Origin of the sequence: Butyricimonas sp. Marseille-P2440 (assembly GCF_900091675.1) — a bacterium.
Taxonomy (GTDB): domain Bacteria; phylum Bacteroidota; class Bacteroidia; order Bacteroidales; family Marinifilaceae; genus Butyricimonas; species Butyricimonas synergistica.
The window spans coordinates 34,755-52,135 of sequence record NZ_LT594608.1 but is presented as its reverse complement, the minus strand read 5'-3'; the positions used below and the strand labels follow the sequence as shown (position 1 = coordinate 52,135).

Annotated in this window: 16 protein-coding genes and 1 tRNA gene; 10 read left to right on the top strand and 7 right to left on the bottom strand. The window is 47.8% G+C overall.

The window, feature by feature from the left end:
• Positions 1–423: 423 nt before the first annotated feature.
• Positions 424–735: a hypothetical protein gene (locus BN8899_RS03765; RefSeq protein ID WP_018338199.1), complete on the top strand. Its 312-nt coding sequence runs from the start codon at positions 424–426 to the stop codon at positions 733–735.
• A gap of 246 nt (positions 736–981) precedes the next feature.
• Here the strand turns inward: BN8899_RS03765 and BN8899_RS03760 are convergent.
• Positions 982–1,054: transfer RNA gene (locus tag BN8899_RS03760), tRNA-Phe, on the bottom strand.
• Between the two features lie 317 nt (positions 1,055–1,371).
• Here BN8899_RS03760 and BN8899_RS03755 point away from each other — a divergent pair.
• Positions 1,372–1,665 (top strand): RNA recognition motif domain-containing protein, encoded by a 294-nt coding sequence (locus BN8899_RS03755; RefSeq protein WP_040371738.1) that lies wholly within the window; start codon positions 1,372–1,374, stop codon positions 1,663–1,665.
• Between the two features lie 74 nt (positions 1,666–1,739).
• Here the strand turns inward: BN8899_RS03755 and BN8899_RS03750 are convergent, their stop codons facing one another.
• Entirely contained in the window at positions 1,740–4,250 is a 2,511-nt protein-coding gene (locus tag BN8899_RS03750; protein WP_065218368.1) for a heavy metal translocating P-type ATPase, read from the bottom strand.
• A gap of 84 nt (positions 4,251–4,334) precedes the next feature.
• Complete coding sequence (locus BN8899_RS03745; protein WP_187376758.1) at positions 4,335–4,910, bottom strand: helix-turn-helix transcriptional regulator; 576 nt, start codon at positions 4,908–4,910, stop codon at positions 4,335–4,337.
• Between the two features lie 242 nt (positions 4,911–5,152).
• On the opposite strand from BN8899_RS03745, the gene BN8899_RS03740 reads away from it, so the two are divergent.
• Positions 5,153–6,205, top strand: a complete 1,053-nt coding sequence (locus BN8899_RS03740; RefSeq protein WP_316244987.1) for an HPP family protein — start codon at positions 5,153–5,155, stop codon at positions 6,203–6,205.
• Positions 6,206–6,402: 197 nt separating this feature from the next.
• On the opposite strand, the gene BN8899_RS03735 is transcribed toward BN8899_RS03740, so the two are convergent.
• From BN8899_RS03735 to BN8899_RS03720, 4 genes are all read right to left on the bottom strand, one after another.
• Entirely contained in the window at positions 6,403–7,005 is a 603-nt protein-coding gene (locus BN8899_RS03735; RefSeq protein ID WP_065218367.1) for a hypothetical protein, read from the bottom strand.
• A gap of 10 nt (positions 7,006–7,015) precedes the next feature.
• The gene (thiL, locus tag BN8899_RS03730) at positions 7,016–8,068 is read right to left on the bottom strand and encodes a thiamine-phosphate kinase (protein ID WP_065218366.1); all 1,053 of its coding nucleotides are present in this window, start codon (positions 8,066–8,068) and stop codon (positions 7,016–7,018) included.
• 202 nt (positions 8,069–8,270) lie between these two features.
• Positions 8,271–9,554, bottom strand: a complete 1,284-nt coding sequence (locus tag BN8899_RS03725) for an NCS2 family permease (RefSeq protein ID WP_065218365.1) — start codon at positions 9,552–9,554, stop codon at positions 8,271–8,273.
• A gap of 288 nt (positions 9,555–9,842) precedes the next feature.
• Complete coding sequence (locus BN8899_RS03720) at positions 9,843–10,556, bottom strand: hypothetical protein (protein WP_148375261.1); 714 nt, start codon at positions 10,554–10,556, stop codon at positions 9,843–9,845.
• A gap of 259 nt (positions 10,557–10,815) precedes the next feature.
• On the opposite strand from BN8899_RS03720, the gene sufB reads away from it, so the two are divergent.
• The 7 genes from sufB to queG are packed head-to-tail and all read left to right on the top strand — an operon-like array spanning position 10,816 to position 17,318.
• Positions 10,816–12,261: a Fe-S cluster assembly protein SufB gene (gene sufB, locus BN8899_RS03715; RefSeq protein WP_018338192.1), complete on the top strand. Its 1,446-nt coding sequence runs from the start codon at positions 10,816–10,818 to the stop codon at positions 12,259–12,261.
• Positions 12,262–12,301: 40 nt separating this feature from the next.
• Positions 12,302–13,069, top strand: coding sequence for a Fe-S cluster assembly ATPase SufC (gene sufC / locus BN8899_RS03710; RefSeq protein ID WP_018338191.1), 768 nt, complete (start codon positions 12,302–12,304; stop codon positions 13,067–13,069).
• Between the two features lie 6 nt (positions 13,070–13,075).
• Entirely contained in the window at positions 13,076–14,437 is a 1,362-nt protein-coding gene (gene sufD / locus BN8899_RS03705; RefSeq protein ID WP_065218363.1) for a Fe-S cluster assembly protein SufD, read from the top strand.
• Positions 14,438–14,440: 3 nt separating this feature from the next.
• Complete coding sequence (locus BN8899_RS03700; protein WP_065218362.1) at positions 14,441–15,661, top strand: aminotransferase class V-fold PLP-dependent enzyme; 1,221 nt, start codon at positions 14,441–14,443, stop codon at positions 15,659–15,661.
• A 5-nt stretch (positions 15,662–15,666) separates the two neighbouring features.
• Positions 15,667–16,083, top strand: coding sequence for a SufE family protein (locus BN8899_RS03695; protein WP_065218361.1), 417 nt, complete (start codon positions 15,667–15,669; stop codon positions 16,081–16,083).
• Positions 16,084–16,089: 6 nt separating this feature from the next.
• Positions 16,090–16,404, top strand: coding sequence for a metal-sulfur cluster assembly factor (locus BN8899_RS03690; protein WP_018338187.1), 315 nt, complete (start codon positions 16,090–16,092; stop codon positions 16,402–16,404).
• A complete protein-coding gene (queG, locus tag BN8899_RS03685) occupies positions 16,401–17,318 on the top strand; it encodes a tRNA epoxyqueuosine(34) reductase QueG (RefSeq protein ID WP_065218360.1) in 918 nt (305 codons plus the stop codon). The genes BN8899_RS03690 and queG overlap by 4 nt, the downstream gene beginning before the upstream one ends.
• Positions 17,319–17,381: the final 63 nt, after the last annotated feature.

Sequence of the window (17,381 nt, the reverse complement as noted above, 5' to 3'; positions counted from 1 at the left end):
AGAAGAGCCGAGGAAGTTCTTGGGAAAATATACTATGTGGGCGTTGTATGAACAGTTTCGCTCCTATGTTTCTATATGAAAGATTATAGGATCTTTACAGGAGAAACGGAGCAAGAACGGAGGCTGTGTAGGGTTACTGTATTTCTTGGGTAGGATTACAGTGGGTCTTCAGTAGGTTCTCGTGTAAAAAAGGAACGAATACGACTTACCCGATGAGTGCGATTCTCTGTAAAAGGTACTTTTTCTTTGATTGTGCTCGTGTCTGGATTATTAATAACTGTAATTTCTGCGTGTAATTGTATACTTTTTACGACAAATGCCAAGTGAGATTAACGTGTAAAGAATAAACCTTTTTGCTCCTTTGTCCGTATAGAGCGGTGTAATTTATGAAATATAGCATATACAATTTATTAAGAGAAAAGAATGAAAGCAGCATTGTTTTTAGAAGATAACCAACTTTGCCACCTTAGTGGAAATATAGAGGAAAAAGCGATAAAAGTATCGACGATTACGACGGAAGACGATAAGGTTGTTTCTATAAAAAATAGAGAGGTGAAAAACTGGAATGTGAATTATTTCGTCCAATGGCTTGCGGAGTGCGGGATAAAAATGATTTATGTTGCCGGAATTGACGAGAGGATAAAACGTTTTTTTGAACAGATGAAAATTATCGTGAACGTGAAAGATTCGTCAGATCATCCCCTATTAGTGAGAGAGATTACCTCTTGGGGGTAAAGTAGGAATCCCGGGTTTGTTTCCGGTTTAAACATAGTTTAAACGAAGGTCAATCGAAAAATCTGTGAGTGAAACAATTTGTGAGCCATAGTTTTTTCGATTGCTCTTTTTTATGAGGAGTTGTTGTTGAAATGTACGCGGCAAATGTTGGATGGGTGTTCCAGTTGATCCGACAAAACCATTGAGAATCATACAAAATGAGGCAAAAAGAAAAAAGAGTTACAAAAGTAACTCTTTTTCTTTCAGTGGTGCCACCAGGAATCGAACCGGGGACACAAGGATTTTCAGTCCTTTGCTCTACCAACTGAGCTATGGCACCAGCGTTATGTTTTAACGGGTGCAAAAGTAAGGGAATTTTTTGAAATTACAAGCGATTGTGAAGAAAAAATAGGAATGTACACAAAAAATAGGGGAAATAATGAGGGGGGGGAGATAGGCTATGTGATTTTCGGGGGGGAGTATGGAGGGGTAGATAAATTTATATAGGATGATGAAAAAAAGTGATATTAATTTTTGATTATTAATAAATTAGTTATATTTGCTGCGGTAGAAGTTAAATAGTTGTTTATCGTTGAAACCAAAGATATATCTCTACGTACTCTTCTACATGTATTATTAATTTTAATTATTTTTATTGTGAATATTTTTGTTGCAAAGCTAAGTTCCACCACCACGAGTGAAGACTTGCAAGCTCTTTTCGCAGAGCACGGTTCTGTTTCTTCAGCCAAAGTAATCATGGACAAAGAAACTGGTAATTCTAAATGTTTTGGTTTTGTTGAAATGGAAGATGAAACAGAAGGTTTCAACGCAATCAATGCTTTAAATGAAACTGATTTTCAAGGAAGGAAAATTGTTGTTAAAAAAGCAAGACCGAGAGAAGAGGGAGGCGATAATAGAGGTTATAGAGCACCGAGAGAAAGAAGATTTTAATGCCAATCGCTAAGATTAAAAAAGCCGTGCATTCTAGTTGCACGGCTCTTTTATTTTAGTCTTTATCAAATTATTTACTCGTGCAGTTTGTAATCTCCTGCTTTATCGGTCACGACTTGCTGTAATTCGCTCAATGGCAATTCGCCTTTTGTGAATTCGATCGTGGCAGCCGGGGGATCCAGTGTTACGACTGCTTTTACCCCGTCAATACTGTTCAGTGCGTTTTCCACGTGTGTACGACAATGGTTACACATCATTCCGTCTACTTTGAATGTCTTTTTCATTTCTTCTTTATTTATTAGTTCAACTTCTTTTGATACGATATTTGTCTTGTCGGGACTCTCTTCCGTGTGGGTTGAGGGGATGTTGCCGCGGGAAACGGAGCCTATCTTTTTACGTTTCAGGCGCAGGCTGTTGCTGACGACGCTCACGCTGCTGAATGCCATGGCAGCACCAGCGATCATTGGGTTGAGCAGAAAGCCATTGATCGGGTATAGTATGCCTGCTGCGATAGGTACGCCGATCAGGTTATAAATGAATGCCCAGAACAAGTTCTGCCGGATGGTTTTCACTGTGAGCTGGGAGAGGCGGATAGTTTCCGGGATTTTCATCAAGTCGGAAGCGAGAATCGTAATCATGGCGGTATCCATGGCGATGTCACTTCCTTTGCCCATGGCGATACTCAGGTCGGCTTGTGCCAACGCGGCGCTGTCATTTATGCCGTCCCCGACCATGGCGACTTTCCGACCTTCCTGTTGCAGCTGTTTTATGAAAGTAGCTTTATCCTGTGGAAGGACGCCCGATTTGTAATGCTCGATGTTTGCTTTTCGGGCAATCTCCCGGGCTGTGTCCGCGTTATCTCCCGTCAGCATATGAACGGTTATTCCCATTTTCTGCAATAGGGCGACCGCTTGTGGGGAGGTTTCTTTTATCTTGTCGGTTATGGCGATCACGGCGATGGCTTTTGTCGAGTTGCCGAACCAGATGACAGTTTTAGCTTCTCGCGACCATTTATCGGCTTCTTGTTGCAAGCTCGTGTCGATGCTGATGCCGTTGCCTGCAAACAAAGCAGCCGTCCCGGCGTAATAAGTTTCATCACCTACCGTGCCTTTTATCCCTTTGCCCGGGATGTTCTCGAATCCGGTGACCGTGACGGTGCTTTCGTTTTTCAGTTCGTTTACCACGGCTTCCGCCAGCGGGTGTTCTGACAGCCGTTCGAGGCTATACAGAATTTCCCGTGCATTCCCGAACTCTTCGCTCCACCGGGTGTCCACGACCACGGGATGTCCCTCGGTGATGGTTCCCGTCTTGTCGAGCACTACCGTGTCTATCTTGCGTGCGATTTCGAGGCTGGTGGCGTCTTTTATCAGAATGCCGTGTTCCGCTCCTTTGCCGATGCCGACGATGAGGGCAGTCGGGGTCGCTAACCCGAGGGCACAGGGACAGGCGATGATAAGCACGGTGACCATTGCCAGTAACCCGTGGGTAAACCCGTCCGCCGGGGCAAACAGCCACCAGGCTATGAATGACAAAACGGATATGCCTATGATGACGGGAACGAAAATTCCCGCTATCTTGTCTACCAATTTCTGCACGGGGGCTTTACTTCCCTGTGCGTCTTGTACCATACGGATAATTTGAGCCAGCATTGTGTCCGAGCCTGTTTTGTCTGTGGTGAAGCGGAAGGAGCCTTTTTGGTTGATCGTTCCGGCGTAGACTTTCTCTCCCGCCCGCTTGCGTGCGGGGATAGGTTCTCCGCTTAGCATACTTTCGTCCACGTAAGATTCCCCATCAGTTACGGTGCCGTCCACGGCTACCCGCTCTCCCGGTTTTACGGCAATAATATCACCGACACGGGCTTCCTCGATAGGTACTGTCCGTTCGCCGGATTCCGTGATGACCGTGACTGTCTTCGGTTGTAACCCGACCAGCTTTTTGATGGTTGTCGACGTGTTGCGTTTTGCCCGTTCTTCCAGCAATCGTCCCAGCAGGATAAAGGCGATGATGACACTTGCCGCCTCGAAATAGAGGTGGGGAGTCACGCCTCTCGATAACCAGAAATCCGGGAACAGCAAGTTGAACACGCTGAATAGGTAAGCGATGCCCGTGCTGATGGCTACCAGTGTATCCATGTTCGACGTCCTGTGTTTTAATTGCCGCCACGCGTTGGTGTAAAATTCCCGCCCAAAACCAACGACCACGAGAGTGGAAAGAGCCCACAAGAGGTAGTCCATGTAAGGGAGGGCAATGTGTGCCATGCTGATGACCATGATCGGCAGTGACAGTATTACGGCTCCCCATGTCCGGATTTTCAGTTGCCGGTATTTTTTCGTGCGAGCCTGTTCTATCTCGTCATCCGTGCCGCGGTTCGTGTCGATCAATAAATCGTATCCTGCGTTCTGCACTGCTGCTTTCAAGGACGATCCGGAGCATTTGTCCGTGTCGTACACGACTTGTGCACTGGCTGTCGCGTAATTGATATTCGCCTCGTACACGCCGGGCTGGGCGTTCAAGACTTTATCCACTCTGGCGGCGCAGGATGCACAACTCATTCCCTGCACCGGAAATATTTTTTTGACTTTCATACGCTTTATCTTTTATTCTTTGCATACAAAGATAAAACGTATCGTGCCGCGAATCGTTACAGAATTATGGATATGATTTACATCTTACACTTTGTCCAGCGGTTCTCGCCCGTGTTCCTTGAGGCGTTTGAACTGGCTCGGCGACATTCCCGTCACGTTGTGGAACTGCGTGCTCAGGTGTGCCACGCTTGAATATTGCAACAAGTCGGCTATCTCGCTGATGGAGAGTTCGTCGTAGACCAGCAATTCCTTGATCCGTTCCACTTTCTGGGCGATATAATATTTCTCGATACTGATTCCGTTGACCTCGGAGAAAAGTTTGCTCAGGAAGCTGTAATCGTAATGGCATTTCTCTTTCAGGTACTCGGATAATTTCAACTTGGAGGTATTGTCCTCGTAGTGTACCAGCTCGATGATCGCCGTCCGGATTTGTTCGATCACGCGCATTCGTTTATCATCTATCAGTTCGAAGCCGTATTTCTCGAGTGCCGCTTTGATCGTTTCCCGGTCAGCGGGTTGCAATTGTTTCTGCACGATAGCCATGCCTAGCTCGACCTTGAGAGGTGTCAGGTGTAAGTCCTTGAGCATCTCTGTCACAACGAGAATACAACGGTTGCAAACCATATTTTTGATAAAGATAACGTGCTCTTGTTCTTCCATGATGATAAATGCCTTTCTTTGGTTAAATCTAGTTGCAAAAGTACGGAATAAAAAGGAAATTTGTCAAAATAACAGGGTAAACGGTCTGACGGAAAGTTTTTGCAGGGGTGGAATTGTGTTTTTTTAGCTGGAATTGTCGCTACATTGCTCTTTTTTTCAGATATTTGCAACCGCCGGGGCGAAAAGTAATAGCGGGAAACATGGATGAATACGGGAAAGACCGGCTTTTTAATTAGAACGATATGGAATGTCAAAAGGATAAAAATAACACGGGAAGGCGTTTGGCTCTGTTTGGGGATGCCCGGCAACGCAAGCGATACCTTTGCGCTTTGGTTATGATATTGTTGATGATTGGTGTGGCTGAGTTTTTGGGCGAGAAAGAAATTATATTTCCCGAGATGGCAGCCCTTACCATTGGTATGTGGATTGTCGACAAACGGGTATGGCGGGTGAGATACGGGCAGATGGTATTGTTGATGACAGCGGGAGCCTGTGCCGGGGTACTTCTCGTGCTTTATTCCCCGTTCCCGCTGGTGGTCAATGTTGCCGCGGCGTTCCTGTTTGCGGCTGTCGGGCTTTTGTTCACCCGGTCTTCGTTGTTCCCGATGATCTCGGCGTGTGTGCTGCCCGTGTTGTTAAGGACTGAAGGTTGGATTTACCCGCTGTCCGTTTTTATCATGACGTTGATTATCATTGTAACCCAACGGGGGATGGAACATCTGGGGGTTCGAAAACCGATTACTTACGAGGCAGTGGAACGTCATTGGAAAACAGATGTTTACCGGTGGGCGTGTTTGCTGGTGAGCGTGTTCGCGGTGGCTTGTCTGGCTGTATATACTTCTAATTTTTATTTTATCATTCCCCCGCTGATTGTGGCGTACGTGGAGTTCGTGAACTCGAAGGCAGGATTCCGTAACCGTCCCGTGCTCACGGTATTGTTACTCACGGTCGGGTCGTTGATCGGGACTGTCTTCCAGTTGTTCGGCTATCATTACTTGGGTTTGTCCGAAACGGTGGTGGCACTTTTTATTATTGTCGTGTTATTCACCTTGTTTGAATGGCTTGGGAAGTTTTTTGCTCCGGTGGGAGCGTTGGTACTTATCCCGATGTTGCTTCCGGCGGAGGCGTTGCCTTGGTTGCCCTTGCAGGTGCTTGTAGGGAGCAGCTTATTTATTTTCATGGGGATGGTGTTTTTCTTGCAATGCTACAAGTGGTCTAGGGCTCAAGTGGTCTATTGTCTGATTCCCCACTATTTGTTGGGACGGTTGAATCGGAACAAGAGGAGGCGAGCCTGAAGTAAGCCCGCCTGTTTTATCGGGGAGGTTTGTCGTTTGCTAATACAGGAACTACGTTAAATTAGGGAATAACCTATGATTAACGAAAAATATTCGTTTTTTTACATAGCGGGCGAAATGTCGCTCCTCCTGTTTCTGCGGCAGGAGGAGGGAAAGTTTTACGTTTCGCGGTAGCTTCTCCCCGGGGTAATGGGGAGTTATTCCCTGTATTTCGCTTTTAGGTAGGCGTATAGCACACGGTGCATGAGTTGGGCTTCTTCCAGTTCTTGGTCGGATAGGTTGGGGGCGAGTTCGATGCCGTTGCTGACGTCGGCGAGTTGCTCGTCCCGGTCGATACGATTGCCGAAGTTCTGTTCCATGAAGAAGATGTCAAACAACTGCATCCGTTCGAGGGATTCCAGTGCAAGTTTCCGGGCTTCCAACAAATTGTTCTCCCTGTATTTCTTCAAAAACACCTCGATCATGCTGTCCGTGAAATAATCTGCAAAATAGTGCATCAATATGATGCGTTTTTTCACGCGGTCATAGAGGTTTTCCGGGTCGCATGCGATTCTCTCGCTGAAGCCCAGGTATGCCAGTTCTGCCAGTTCGATACTTTCCTCTTCTTCCTCGTCCAGTTCGAGCAGAAGGATTTTGTATAACATATCGGCGTATTCCTCTTGGCGGGTGATCGCCCGGCTCTCGTGGTAATACTGGAATCTGTCGGGGATGACCTTTTTCAACAACAGACGGAGAGCTTTCCGATCACCGCTGGCGCTGTGGAGTAAAGATTCGTCCAGTATATTGTTCAATTTGCTCATGACGGAAGGATTATTGTTGGTTATCGGGATTGAAGTTTACCCAGCCTTGGGCTTTCAACTCGAAGGAATTGCCGTCTTTGGTAATCAGGTTGTATCCCTCGCTTTTGGCACAAGTGTGCCCGATGACACTGATGCCTTCCATGGCGGATAGTTTCTCGAAGTCTTCCAGTGGTGCGGTAAACAGCAATTCGTAATCCTCGCCGCCGGAGAGAGCGCAGACGGTGGCGTTCATGTTTAGTTCCTCTGCCATTTTGTACGTTTGGTAGTCGATAGGGATTTTTTCCTCGTAGATTTTACACCCTAGACCGGAGTCGTGGCAGATGTGCAGTACCTCGGACGAGAGTCCGTCGGAAACGTCCATCATAGCCGTGGGGCGAATGCCTTTTTCTTTCAGCAGGCGGACGATGTCCATGCGGGCTTCCGGTTTCAACTGGCGTTCCAGGATGTACTCGTAGCCGGAGAAGTCCGGTTGAGAGTTTTGATTTTCTTGGAATACTATTTTTTCTCTTTCCAGCAATTGCAGTCCCATGTAGGCGGCTCCCAAGTCCCCGCTGACGCAGATGAGGTTGTTTTCTTTCGCCGTGTTGCGGTATGTGATCTCGTCTTCGTTTGCCTCGCCGATGACTGTGATGCTGATGCACATTCCGGTTTTGGAGGAAGTCGTGTCGCCGCCCACGAGGTCAACACCGTATTGTTTGCAGGCAAGATAGATGCCCTCGTACAATTCTTCCATGGCTTCCAGCGAGAAGCGGTTGGATATGGCTATCGACACCGTGATCTGTTTCGCCGTGCCGTTCATGGCGCAGATATCACTGACGTTGGTCGCCACAGCCTTGTAGCCCAGGTGTTTCAATGGGGCATATGCGAGGTCGAAATGTACGCCTTCTATCAACATGTCCGTGCTGATGAGCACTTTTTTATCCTTGTAGTCCAGTACTGCGGCATCGTCGCCGACTCCTTTCACGGAAGAAGAATTTTTTAATTTTATATCTTGTGTCAAGTGACGGATTAACCCGAATTCCCCTAACGTGGATAGTTTTGTCAATGGTTTGTTTTCACTCATACTTCGTGTCTTTCTTGTTTCGTGTACAAAAATACACTAAATTGCCGAATGACGCAAATAAGTACTTGGTGGCTCAAGTCAAGGGGGTATGACGTTCATGAAGTATTCCGAAGCGGGGAAGGTATAGGTTACGTCCCTGCTTCGGTTAGTTTATATGTCGCGGACTTGAATTTATGAAACAAAATGTTGGCGGTTGTCCCGGTTACATGAAATATTTCAGTACGAAGATAGCGCTGAGTAAATACATGGCGAAAGATAGTTTCTTGTATCTTCCACTACACAGGTTGATGACCACGTAACTAATCATACCGAGCACGATGCCTTCCGATATACTGTAAGCAAGTGGCATGAAAATGATGCAAATAAATGCCGGAATGGCTTCCGAATAATCTGACATGTCGATTTTTTGGATAGAGGAAATCATCATCAGACCGACTAGAATCAGCACGGGTGCGGTGGCTGCTCCCGGTATGGCAAGAAAGAATGGTGCTAAAAACAAAGCTGCCAGAAAGCAGAGAGCCGTAACAAAAGAGGTCAATCCGCTACGTCCTCCTTCGCCTACGCCGGCGGCGCTTTCCACGAAGGTGGTGATGGTGCTCGTGCCGAGCATCGCCCCGACGGTTGTTCCGAGGGCATCCACCATAAATGCCTGCTTGAGGCGGGGAATTTTACCGTTTTTCATCATGCCCGCTTTATTTGACACTCCCACTAGCGTGCCGATTGTGTCGAACATATCGACAAATAGGAAGGTGAAAACGACAATAATCATATCTGACGAAAGGAGATGCTCAAACTTGAATTTGAATGCGATAGGTTCAATAGAAGGCGGGACGCTCACGATACCCTCTAGATGAGTGACACCTAGTGGTATCCCGATGACGGTTGTTAATAGGATGCCCCATAATAGTGCTCCCTTCACGTTTTTTACCAGTAGCACGGCAGTGATAGCCAGACCGATGAATCCCAGCAGGGGGCTCCCTTGGGTGATGTTACCGAGGGTTATCAAGGTGGCGTCGTTTTTCACGATGATACCCGCATTCTGTAGTCCCAAAAAAGCGATGAACAAGCCGATGCCGACACCGATAGCATTTTTTAGCGATGCCGGGATGGCATCGACGATTTTCTCGCGTAAGTTCATTACTGTCAAAATAATGAAAATAATTCCTTCCAACAGAACGGCAGATAATGCAAAATCCCATGAATACCCCATAGTGATGCAAACGGTGTAAGCGAAAAAGGCGTTCAGTCCCATCCCGGGAGCCAACGCGAAAGGCAATTTCGCGTAGAGAGCCATAAGCAGGGTTGCGAATACCGCGGACAGAATGGTGGTCGTGAATAGAGCTCCTTTATCCATGCCTGTCGTGCTTAGGATGTTGGGGTTGACGGCAAGGATGTAAGCCATGCTCAGGAAGGTTGTGATTCCCGCTAGAATTTCAGTGCGGATGGTTGTGATTTTCGGGTTGAAACCAAATAATTTTTCTAACATGATTGGCGGATTAGTTTAATGTTTAACTTTGGGGGGGAGTTCACTATCACTCGCTCTTGTTGCGCATTTCTTCGGGTTTTCCCTACCTTGAAACTCAAGATAATTCTGTTATAAAACAATTATTGGATGAATTATTTCGTTTATCAATCGAATAACAATCGAACGACAATCATTTGGCAGGTAGAGAAGGGACGGAAAAATGTAAGGGAAATATGCGAGATTTTAGCTTGTATAAATTGTAAAATTAGGCTGTGCCTCACGGGCACAGCCTTTTTATCTGACTTGTTTTTAATCTGTAATCACCACGGGCACCCAAATCGTGAACTTTTTATTGTCAGATTTAGATTCAACCGTTACAGCGTATACCCCGTTGTTTGCATTTTCGGAATCAACCATTGTTAGTGTAAGCCGTCCTTTGTTAAACTGCTCCAAGCAAAAATCCTCTTCTAAGGAAGTTCCCGTGAGGAAATTTACAAAGGATGCCTGGTTTTGGTTTCCAAAACCTCCGGCTTTTTCCGCGATAGCGGATAAATCTATACTTTCATCTTTATTGTCAAAATCTGCATCCGAGCGTTTCCATGTTACAGGGTCTGTCACGTAAACTTCGCCGTTTTCTTGTTTCATTAACACGGTGAAAATATTAGAGGGAAAATTGTTTTCCGTGCTAAAAGTGAATCCGATTGTCCCATTGAAAGCGACCTCTACGTCAGCTATCCACTCTCCGGCGGTATTGCCTTCCCGTACATCCTTCACTGCCCAGTGAAGTCTATCCCCGGAAGTATTTACTTTCAAAGCTCCCATTTCAATGGCATCTGCGGTCACTGTAAAATCTGTCGGGGTCACAGTGAAAGGTACTTTTATGGTTTGCTTTTCTCCGACTGTGTAGAACTCCGTTTGGGTTACTTTGATCGTTACATTGTCATTCTTGTCGTCATCGTCACAAGCAATAAAGGTAACTAGCGACATCAGAAATAGTCCTAGAAAATAAAAACTTTTTTTCATCTGGTTTGTTGTTATTTGCTGTTTGTTTATTTTTGAATTATTCGCAAAACTAACTAGACGGTAATAAATAAGCAAATCAATTTCCTTTTTTTTGTGCCAGTAAATATAAATTATCGGGTGATAGATAATATCTACTCTATAGGGCATTGGGGAGGAGATATTTTTTTGTACTTTTGCACAAATTGAATAATTGGGTCTTGTCAGGCGGTATTTCCCTGTCATTTTCAATTTTCGATTTTCAATTTTCAATTAATAAGTTATGGCTAAAGAACAAGACGATATATTGAATGAAGTAACCGAGGGTGAGTATAAATACGGCTTTGTTTCTGACGTGGAAACCGAGATGATCGGGAAGGGATTGAACGAATCCGTTATCCGGTTGATTTCACAAAAGAAGGAAGAACCCGAGTGGTTGCTGGAATTTCGGTTGAAAGCATATCGGCATTGGTTGACCATGAAGATGCCCACGTGGGCGAAATTGGAGATTCCGCCGATTAATTACCAGGATATAGTGTATTATGCAGCCCCGAAACAGGAAGCGAAGAAGTCATGGGATGAGGTCGACCCCGAGTTGAAAGCGACTTTCGATAAGCTGGGGATTCCTCTGGACGAGCAGAAAGTGCTGTCCGGGGTGGCGGTTGACGCCGTTATGGACAGTGTGTCGGTAAAGACTACTTTCAAGGAAACTTTGGCGGAACGGGGGGTTATTTTCTGTTCCTTCTCGGAGGCGGTGAAGACTCATCCCGATCTGATAAAACGTTACCTCGGGTCAGTGGTGCCTTATTCCGATAATTTCTTTGCGGCGTTGAATTCGGCGGTGTTCAGTGACGGGTCGTTCGTGTATATCCCGAAAGGGGTACGTTGCCCGATGGAGTTGTCGACTTATTTCCGTATCAACGCGGCAAATACCGGACAGTTCGAGCGCACGCTGATCGTGGCGGAGGAAGAGAGTTACGTGAGTTACCTGGAAGGTTGTACGGCTCCGCAGCGGGACGAAAACCAGTTGCACGCTGCCATCGTGGAGATCGTAATCGAGAAGAACGCCGAGGTGAAGTACAGTACGGTACAGAACTGGTATCCCGGGGACAAGAACGGGAAGGGCGGTATTTATAATTTCGTGACGAAGCGGGGTATCTGCAAGGGCGAGAACGCCAAGCTGATTTGGGCACAGGTGGAAACCGGTTCGGCAATCACGTGGAAATACCCGAGCACGATATTGAAGGGCGACGGTTCCGTGAGCGAGTTCTATTCCGTGGCGGTGACGAACAATTACCAGCAGGCGGACACGGGAACCAAGATGATCCATATCGGGAATAATACCCGTAGCCGTATCGTGTCGAAAGGTATTTCGGCAGGATTCAGTTCCAATTCTTACCGGGGGAAAGTGAAAGTCGTGAAAAGCTGCCAGGGGGCACGCAATTTCTCGCAGTGTGATTCGTTGCTGCTTGGCGATAAATGCGGGGCGCACACGTTCCCTTACCTCGAAGTGGCTAATCCCACGGCACAGGTGGAACACGAGGCTACGACTTCCAAAATTGGTGAAGACCAGATATTTTATTGTAACCAGCGGGGTATATCCACGGAGGATGCTATCGGTTTGATCATTAAAGGATACGCCGGGGATGTTATCAATAAAATGCCGATGGAGTTTGCCGTCGAAGCGCAGAAGCTGTTGCAGATCAGCCTGGCGGGAAGCGTGGGTTAATAATCACTAAATCACAGAATCACTAAATCTAAAATGAATTATGAAGGGTTTACTAAAGATAAAGAATTTGCACGCCTCGATAGACGGGAAAGAGATTTTGAAGGGAATCGATTTGGAGGTGAATGCAGGCGAGATTCACGCGATCATGGGACCGAACGGTGCCGGAAAAAGTACACTTTCAGCCGTGTTGACGGGACGGGAATGTTTCGAAGTCACGGAAGGTGAAGTTTGGTTTGAGGGTAAGAACTTGTTGGAATTGCCCGCGGAAGACCGGGCTCGGGAAGGGATATTCCTGAGTTTCCAGTATCCGGTAGAGATTCCCGGGGTAAGCACGGTCAATTTCCTGAAGACAGCCGTGAACGAGCAACGTAAGTACAGGGGGCTTCCCCCTTACCCGGCAAGCGAGTTTTTGAAGATGATTCGCGAGAAAATGGAACTCGTGAGTATTGACAGCCGCTTGTTGAACCGGTCGTTGAACGAGGGTTTTTCCGGTGGCGAGAAGAAGAAAAACGAGATATTCCAGATGGCGGTGTTGGAGCCGAAGTTGGCTATCCTCGACGAAACGGATTCCGGTTTGGACATCGATGCTTTGCGTATCGTGGCAAGCGGGGTGAACAAGTTGAAACGCCCGGACAATTCCACGATCGTAATCACGCACTACCAGCGGTTGCTCGATTATATCGTGCCTGACGTGGTGCACGTGCTGTATGACGGTCGCATCGTGAAGACTGCCGGCAAGGAGTTGGTGGCAGAGTTGGAGAAGCACGGTTATGATTGGATAAAAGAGGAAGTGAATTCCGCTAAGTAATAGACAATGGAGAGATTAGAGAAAATAAATAACGATTTCGCCACTCTTTTCCGGGAGGGACAACAATTGTTGCGGGAGGATTGCGGCGACGTGATGAACCGCTGCCGGGAGGAGGCATTCGGGCGTTTCATGGCGTTGGGTGGTGTCCCGTACAAGACGGAAGATTACCTGTACGCGGACACGTTGCCCGTTTTCGATCGGGATTACAAGGTGGTGTTGAAGCATATCAAGCAAGGGGTAGATTTGAACGAATTGTTTAAATGTCATGTCCCGAACTTGGAAACCGATCTGTTGTTGACGATCAACGGGTGGTTCGTGCGTGAGAATGTCGTACCCGAGATGCCGGAAGGGGTGATTATTTGCAGCTTGGCAGAGGCGAGCGTGAAGTACAAGGAGATTTTCGAGCAACATTATAATCAATATACGTGCCCGGCGGATACGGACGGGCTGGTGGCTCTGAACACGGCTTTCGCGCAGGACGGGGTGTTCGTGTATGTCCCCGATAACGTGGTGATGGAACGTCCGTTGCAGGTGGTGAACCTGATGCGGGCAAATGCTGACCTGATGTCTTTCCAGCGGAACATGGTGATCTTGGGACGTAATGCCAAGGCGACGATCCTGGTGTGCGACCATACGTTGTCGGACGATGCGTTCCTGTCGAATAATGCGACGGAAATCGTGGTCGGGGAGAATTCCGCGTTCGAATATTATCACGTGCAGAACCAACATATAGAGGCATCGCAGATCAACAGCGTGTTCGTTTCACAGAAACGGGATTCGCGTTACGATGCGAACGTGATCTCGCTCTACGGCGGGTTTATACGCAACAATTTGTTTGCCGCCTTGACCGAGGAAGGATGCGAGTGTAATTTGTACGGTATGTATTTGTCGGACAAGAAGCAACAGGTGGATAATTTTACTTTTATCGACCATATAGCACCGCGTTGCACGAGTAACCAGCATTTCAAAGGGGTATTGGATGATGCCGCGTTGGCGAATTTTGCGGGGCGGATCGTGGTTCGGCCGGATGCCCAGAAGACGGAGGCTTACCAGGCAAACAACAATTTGTTGTTGACGGATACGGCACAGGTGAACACGAAGCCGCAGCTGGTGATCGATGCCGACGACGTGAAGTGCAGCCATGGGGCAACCGTGGGACAGATCGACGAGGAAGCCATGTTCTACTTGCGTACGCGGGGTATCGGGGAGGCGGAAGCCCGGTTGATGATGATGTTCGGGTTTGTCCACGAGATTGTCGGACGGGTGAAGTTGGAACCCCTCCGTGCGGAGATCGATGATTTGGTGGATAAACGTTTAAGAGGAGAATTAACGAAGTGCCACAATTGCGTGATGCACTGTAAGAAATAAATTATGTTCGATGGATGTCAAATCAGGAAGGATTTTCCGATACTCGAGGAAAAGATATACGGAAAGCCGTTAGTTTACCTGGATAACGGGGCAACCACCCAGCGTCCGCTGACCGTGGTCGATAAAATGACGGAGTATTACTTGCGTTATAATTCTAACGTGCATCGCGGGGTGCATTATTTGAGTAATAAATGCACGGACGCGAACGAGGAGGCCCGGGAGATTGTGCGGAAGTTTATCGGTGCAGCATCCGCGGAGGAAATTGTCTTTACCCGGGGAACGACGGAGAGCATCAATCTGGTGGCGCATTCTTTCGGAGAGGCTTTCATTCATGAGGGGAACGAGATTGTCGTGACGGAAATGGAGCACCACGCGAATATCGTGCCGTGGCAGATGTTGTGCGAACGCAAGAAAGCCGTGTTGAAGGTTGTTCCTTTCAATGACAAGGGAGAGTTGGATATGGAGGCGTTCGGCAAGTTGATGAACGGGCGGGTGAAGCTGGTCGGCGTGGCTTACGTGTCGAACGTGTTGGGGACGGTCAATCCCGTGAAGCAGATCATTGACGCCGCGCACGCTTTCGGGGCGTATGTGCTGGTCGACGGGGCGCAGGCGATACAACATATACCGGTGGATATGCAGGCGTTGGACTGTGACTTTTTCGCTTTTTCCGGTCATAAGATTTACGGACCCACGGGGGTAGGCGTGTTATACGGGAAGAAGAGCCTGTTGGAGCAGATGCCGCCATGGCAAGGCGGGGGCGAGATGATTAAGGAGGTTCGTTTCGAGAAGACGACTTATAACGAGTTGCCTTTTAAATTCGAGGCGGGGACTCCCGATTTTATCGGTGTAATCGGTTTGGGCGAGGCGTTGGAATACGTGAACCGGATCGGTCGGGAGGAGATGGCACGTTACGAGCACGAGTTGTTGGGGTATGCGATGGAGCAGATTCGTGCGATACCCGGTATCATCCTGTACGGGGATGCAGCAGAGAAATCTTCCGTGATTTCTTTCGGGATCGAGGGCATCCATCCTTTTGACTTGGGGACGTTACTGGATAAGATGGGAATTGCGATCCGCACGGGACAGCTTTGTGCCGAACCGGTGATGCAACATTTCGGGGTGAACGCGATGGCTCGTGCGTCGCTTGCCATGTATAATACCCGGGAAGAGATAGATGTCTTCTGTGCCGGGTTGAAGAAGATTGAACAGATTTTCAAAATGTAGGAGAAATGACTATAAAAGAAATTCAAGATCAAATCGTGGAGGAGTTTTCCATGTATGACGATTGGATGGATAAATATGCTTACCTGATCGAAATCGGTAATGGCTTGGAGGCTATGGACGAGGCGCACAAGACGGAAGATAACCTGATTAAGGGTTGCCAGTCACGGGTGTGGTTCCATGCCGAACTGAAAGATGGGAAGTTGTATTTCGAGGCTGACAGTGATGCGATTATCACGAAAGGTATTGCGGGGCTGTTGATTCGGGTGTTTTCCGGCCAGACGCCTCACGACATCGTGAATGCGAATCTGGATTTTATCGATACCATCGGGTTGACGCAACATTTGTCGCCCACGCGGTCGAACGGGTTGCTGTCTATGGTGAAACAAATCAAGTATTATGCCTTGGCTTACGAGGGAAAATGATGTGATATGGGAAAAAGTTTAATGGAAGATTTGGTGATCGAGAAGTTGTCGACCGTGTACGATCCGGAGGTTCCGGTGAATATATGGGAGTTGGGACTCGTTTACGGTATCGAGTTCCCGAAACAGAATGAGGTGATCATCACGATGACCCTCACGGCTCCGGGATGCCCGATTGCCGACCAGATCGTGCAGGAGGTGCACGACGTGGTATTGACGATTGACGGGATTGACGAGGCTACCGTGAACTTGACTTTCGAGCCCGCCTGGACTCCGGAAAGAATGAGCGAGGTGGCGAAGTTGGAGCTCGGGTTCGGGATATGAACCTTATAAACCTCTCCGTTGCCGCCCGGCGATTGGGATTCGATGCTTGCGGGGTGGCTCCGGTCGATGTGTTGACCGGGGAGAAAGAGGCGCTGCTTCGTTGGATAGAAAAAGGGTTCCACGCGGGGATGGGGTACATGGCAAGAAATGTGGAGAAGCGGGAGAACCCCGCTTTACTTGTTGAAGGAGCCCGTTCCGTGATCGTGACATTGACGAATTATTATACTCCTCGGCAACAGGAGAAGAGTGTACCTGTCGTTGCCCGTTACGCCTACGGGAAAGATTATCATATTGTATTGAAAGAGCGATTGTTCCGGTTGTTGGCTTTTTTGAAGGAGATGTCCGGGCGGGACGTTCGGGGCAGATGTTTCGTGGATTCCGCCCCGGTATTCGAGCACGAGTGGGCTCGCCGTGCCGGGTTGGGATGGATCGGACGCAATACTTTGTTGGTGAATCCCCGCTTGGGATCGTATTGTTTTATCGGGGTGATTATATCAGACCTGGAATTTTCTAGCTATTCCCAGCCGGAGGAACGTGATTTTTGCGGGACGTGCCGTCGTTGCGTGGAGGCTTGTCCCACGGGGGCTTTATCCCCTCACGAGGTGAATGCCAATTTTTGTATCTCGTATAATACCATCGAGCAGAAAGGTGAAATTCCGTTGGCGGTAAAGGAAAAGATGGGACAACGCTTTTTCGGGTGTGACGCCTGTCAGGAAGCGTGCCCGTGGAATGGGAAAGCGATACTGCATCATGTCGGCGAATTTCAGCCTAACGAGTGGTTGACACGTATGAGCCGGGAAGATTGGCTGGAATTGGATGAAGCTACTTTTGAAACCCGTTTCAAGGATTCTCCGCTTTCACGTCCCGGGTTGGAACAGATTAAACGGAATTTATCGCAACCGCCATTGCAGTAACCACGGTTGCGATAAGAAAATTATTTTGTTGTTGTATTTTCTTTTTTCTTATTTTTGCACGAT

What these genes read in the sequence shown, in the direction of transcription:
- BN8899_RS03765 (WP_018338199.1), top strand. Translation starts at nt 424, where the DNA reads ATGAAAGCAGCATTGTTTTTAGAAGATAACCAACTTTGCCACCTTAGT.
- BN8899_RS03750 (WP_065218368.1), bottom strand. Translation starts at nt 4,250, where the DNA reads ATGAAAGTCAAAAAAATATTTCCGGTGCAGGGAATGAGTTGTGCATCC.
- sufC (WP_018338191.1), top strand. Translation starts at nt 12,302, where the DNA reads ATGAAGGGTTTACTAAAGATAAAGAATTTGCACGCCTCGATAGACGGG.
- sufD (WP_065218363.1), top strand. Translation starts at nt 13,076, where the DNA reads ATGGAGAGATTAGAGAAAATAAATAACGATTTCGCCACTCTTTTCCGG.
- BN8899_RS03690 (WP_018338187.1), top strand. Translation starts at nt 16,090, where the DNA reads ATGGGAAAAAGTTTAATGGAAGATTTGGTGATCGAGAAGTTGTCGACC.
- thiL (WP_065218366.1), bottom strand. Translation starts at nt 8,068, where the DNA reads ATGAGTGAAAACAAACCATTGACAAAACTATCCACGTTAGGGGAATTC.
- BN8899_RS03745 (WP_187376758.1), bottom strand. Translation starts at nt 4,910, where the DNA reads ATGGAAGAACAAGAGCACGTTATCTTTATCAAAAATATGGTTTGCAAC.
- BN8899_RS03725 (WP_065218365.1), bottom strand. Translation starts at nt 9,554, where the DNA reads ATGTTAGAAAAATTATTTGGTTTCAACCCGAAAATCACAACCATCCGC.
- BN8899_RS03700 (WP_065218362.1), top strand. Translation starts at nt 14,441, where the DNA reads ATGTTCGATGGATGTCAAATCAGGAAGGATTTTCCGATACTCGAGGAA.
- BN8899_RS03735 (WP_065218367.1), bottom strand. Translation starts at nt 7,005, where the DNA reads ATGAGCAAATTGAACAATATACTGGACGAATCTTTACTCCACAGCGCC.
- BN8899_RS03740 (WP_316244987.1), top strand. Translation starts at nt 5,153, where the DNA reads ATGGAATGTCAAAAGGATAAAAATAACACGGGAAGGCGTTTGGCTCTG.
- BN8899_RS03720 (WP_148375261.1), bottom strand. Translation starts at nt 10,556, where the DNA reads ATGAAAAAAAGTTTTTATTTTCTAGGACTATTTCTGATGTCGCTAGTT.
- BN8899_RS03695 (WP_065218361.1), top strand. Translation starts at nt 15,667, where the DNA reads ATGACTATAAAAGAAATTCAAGATCAAATCGTGGAGGAGTTTTCCATG.
- sufB (WP_018338192.1), top strand. Translation starts at nt 10,816, where the DNA reads ATGGCTAAAGAACAAGACGATATATTGAATGAAGTAACCGAGGGTGAG.
- queG (WP_065218360.1), top strand. Translation starts at nt 16,401, where the DNA reads ATGAACCTTATAAACCTCTCCGTTGCCGCCCGGCGATTGGGATTCGAT.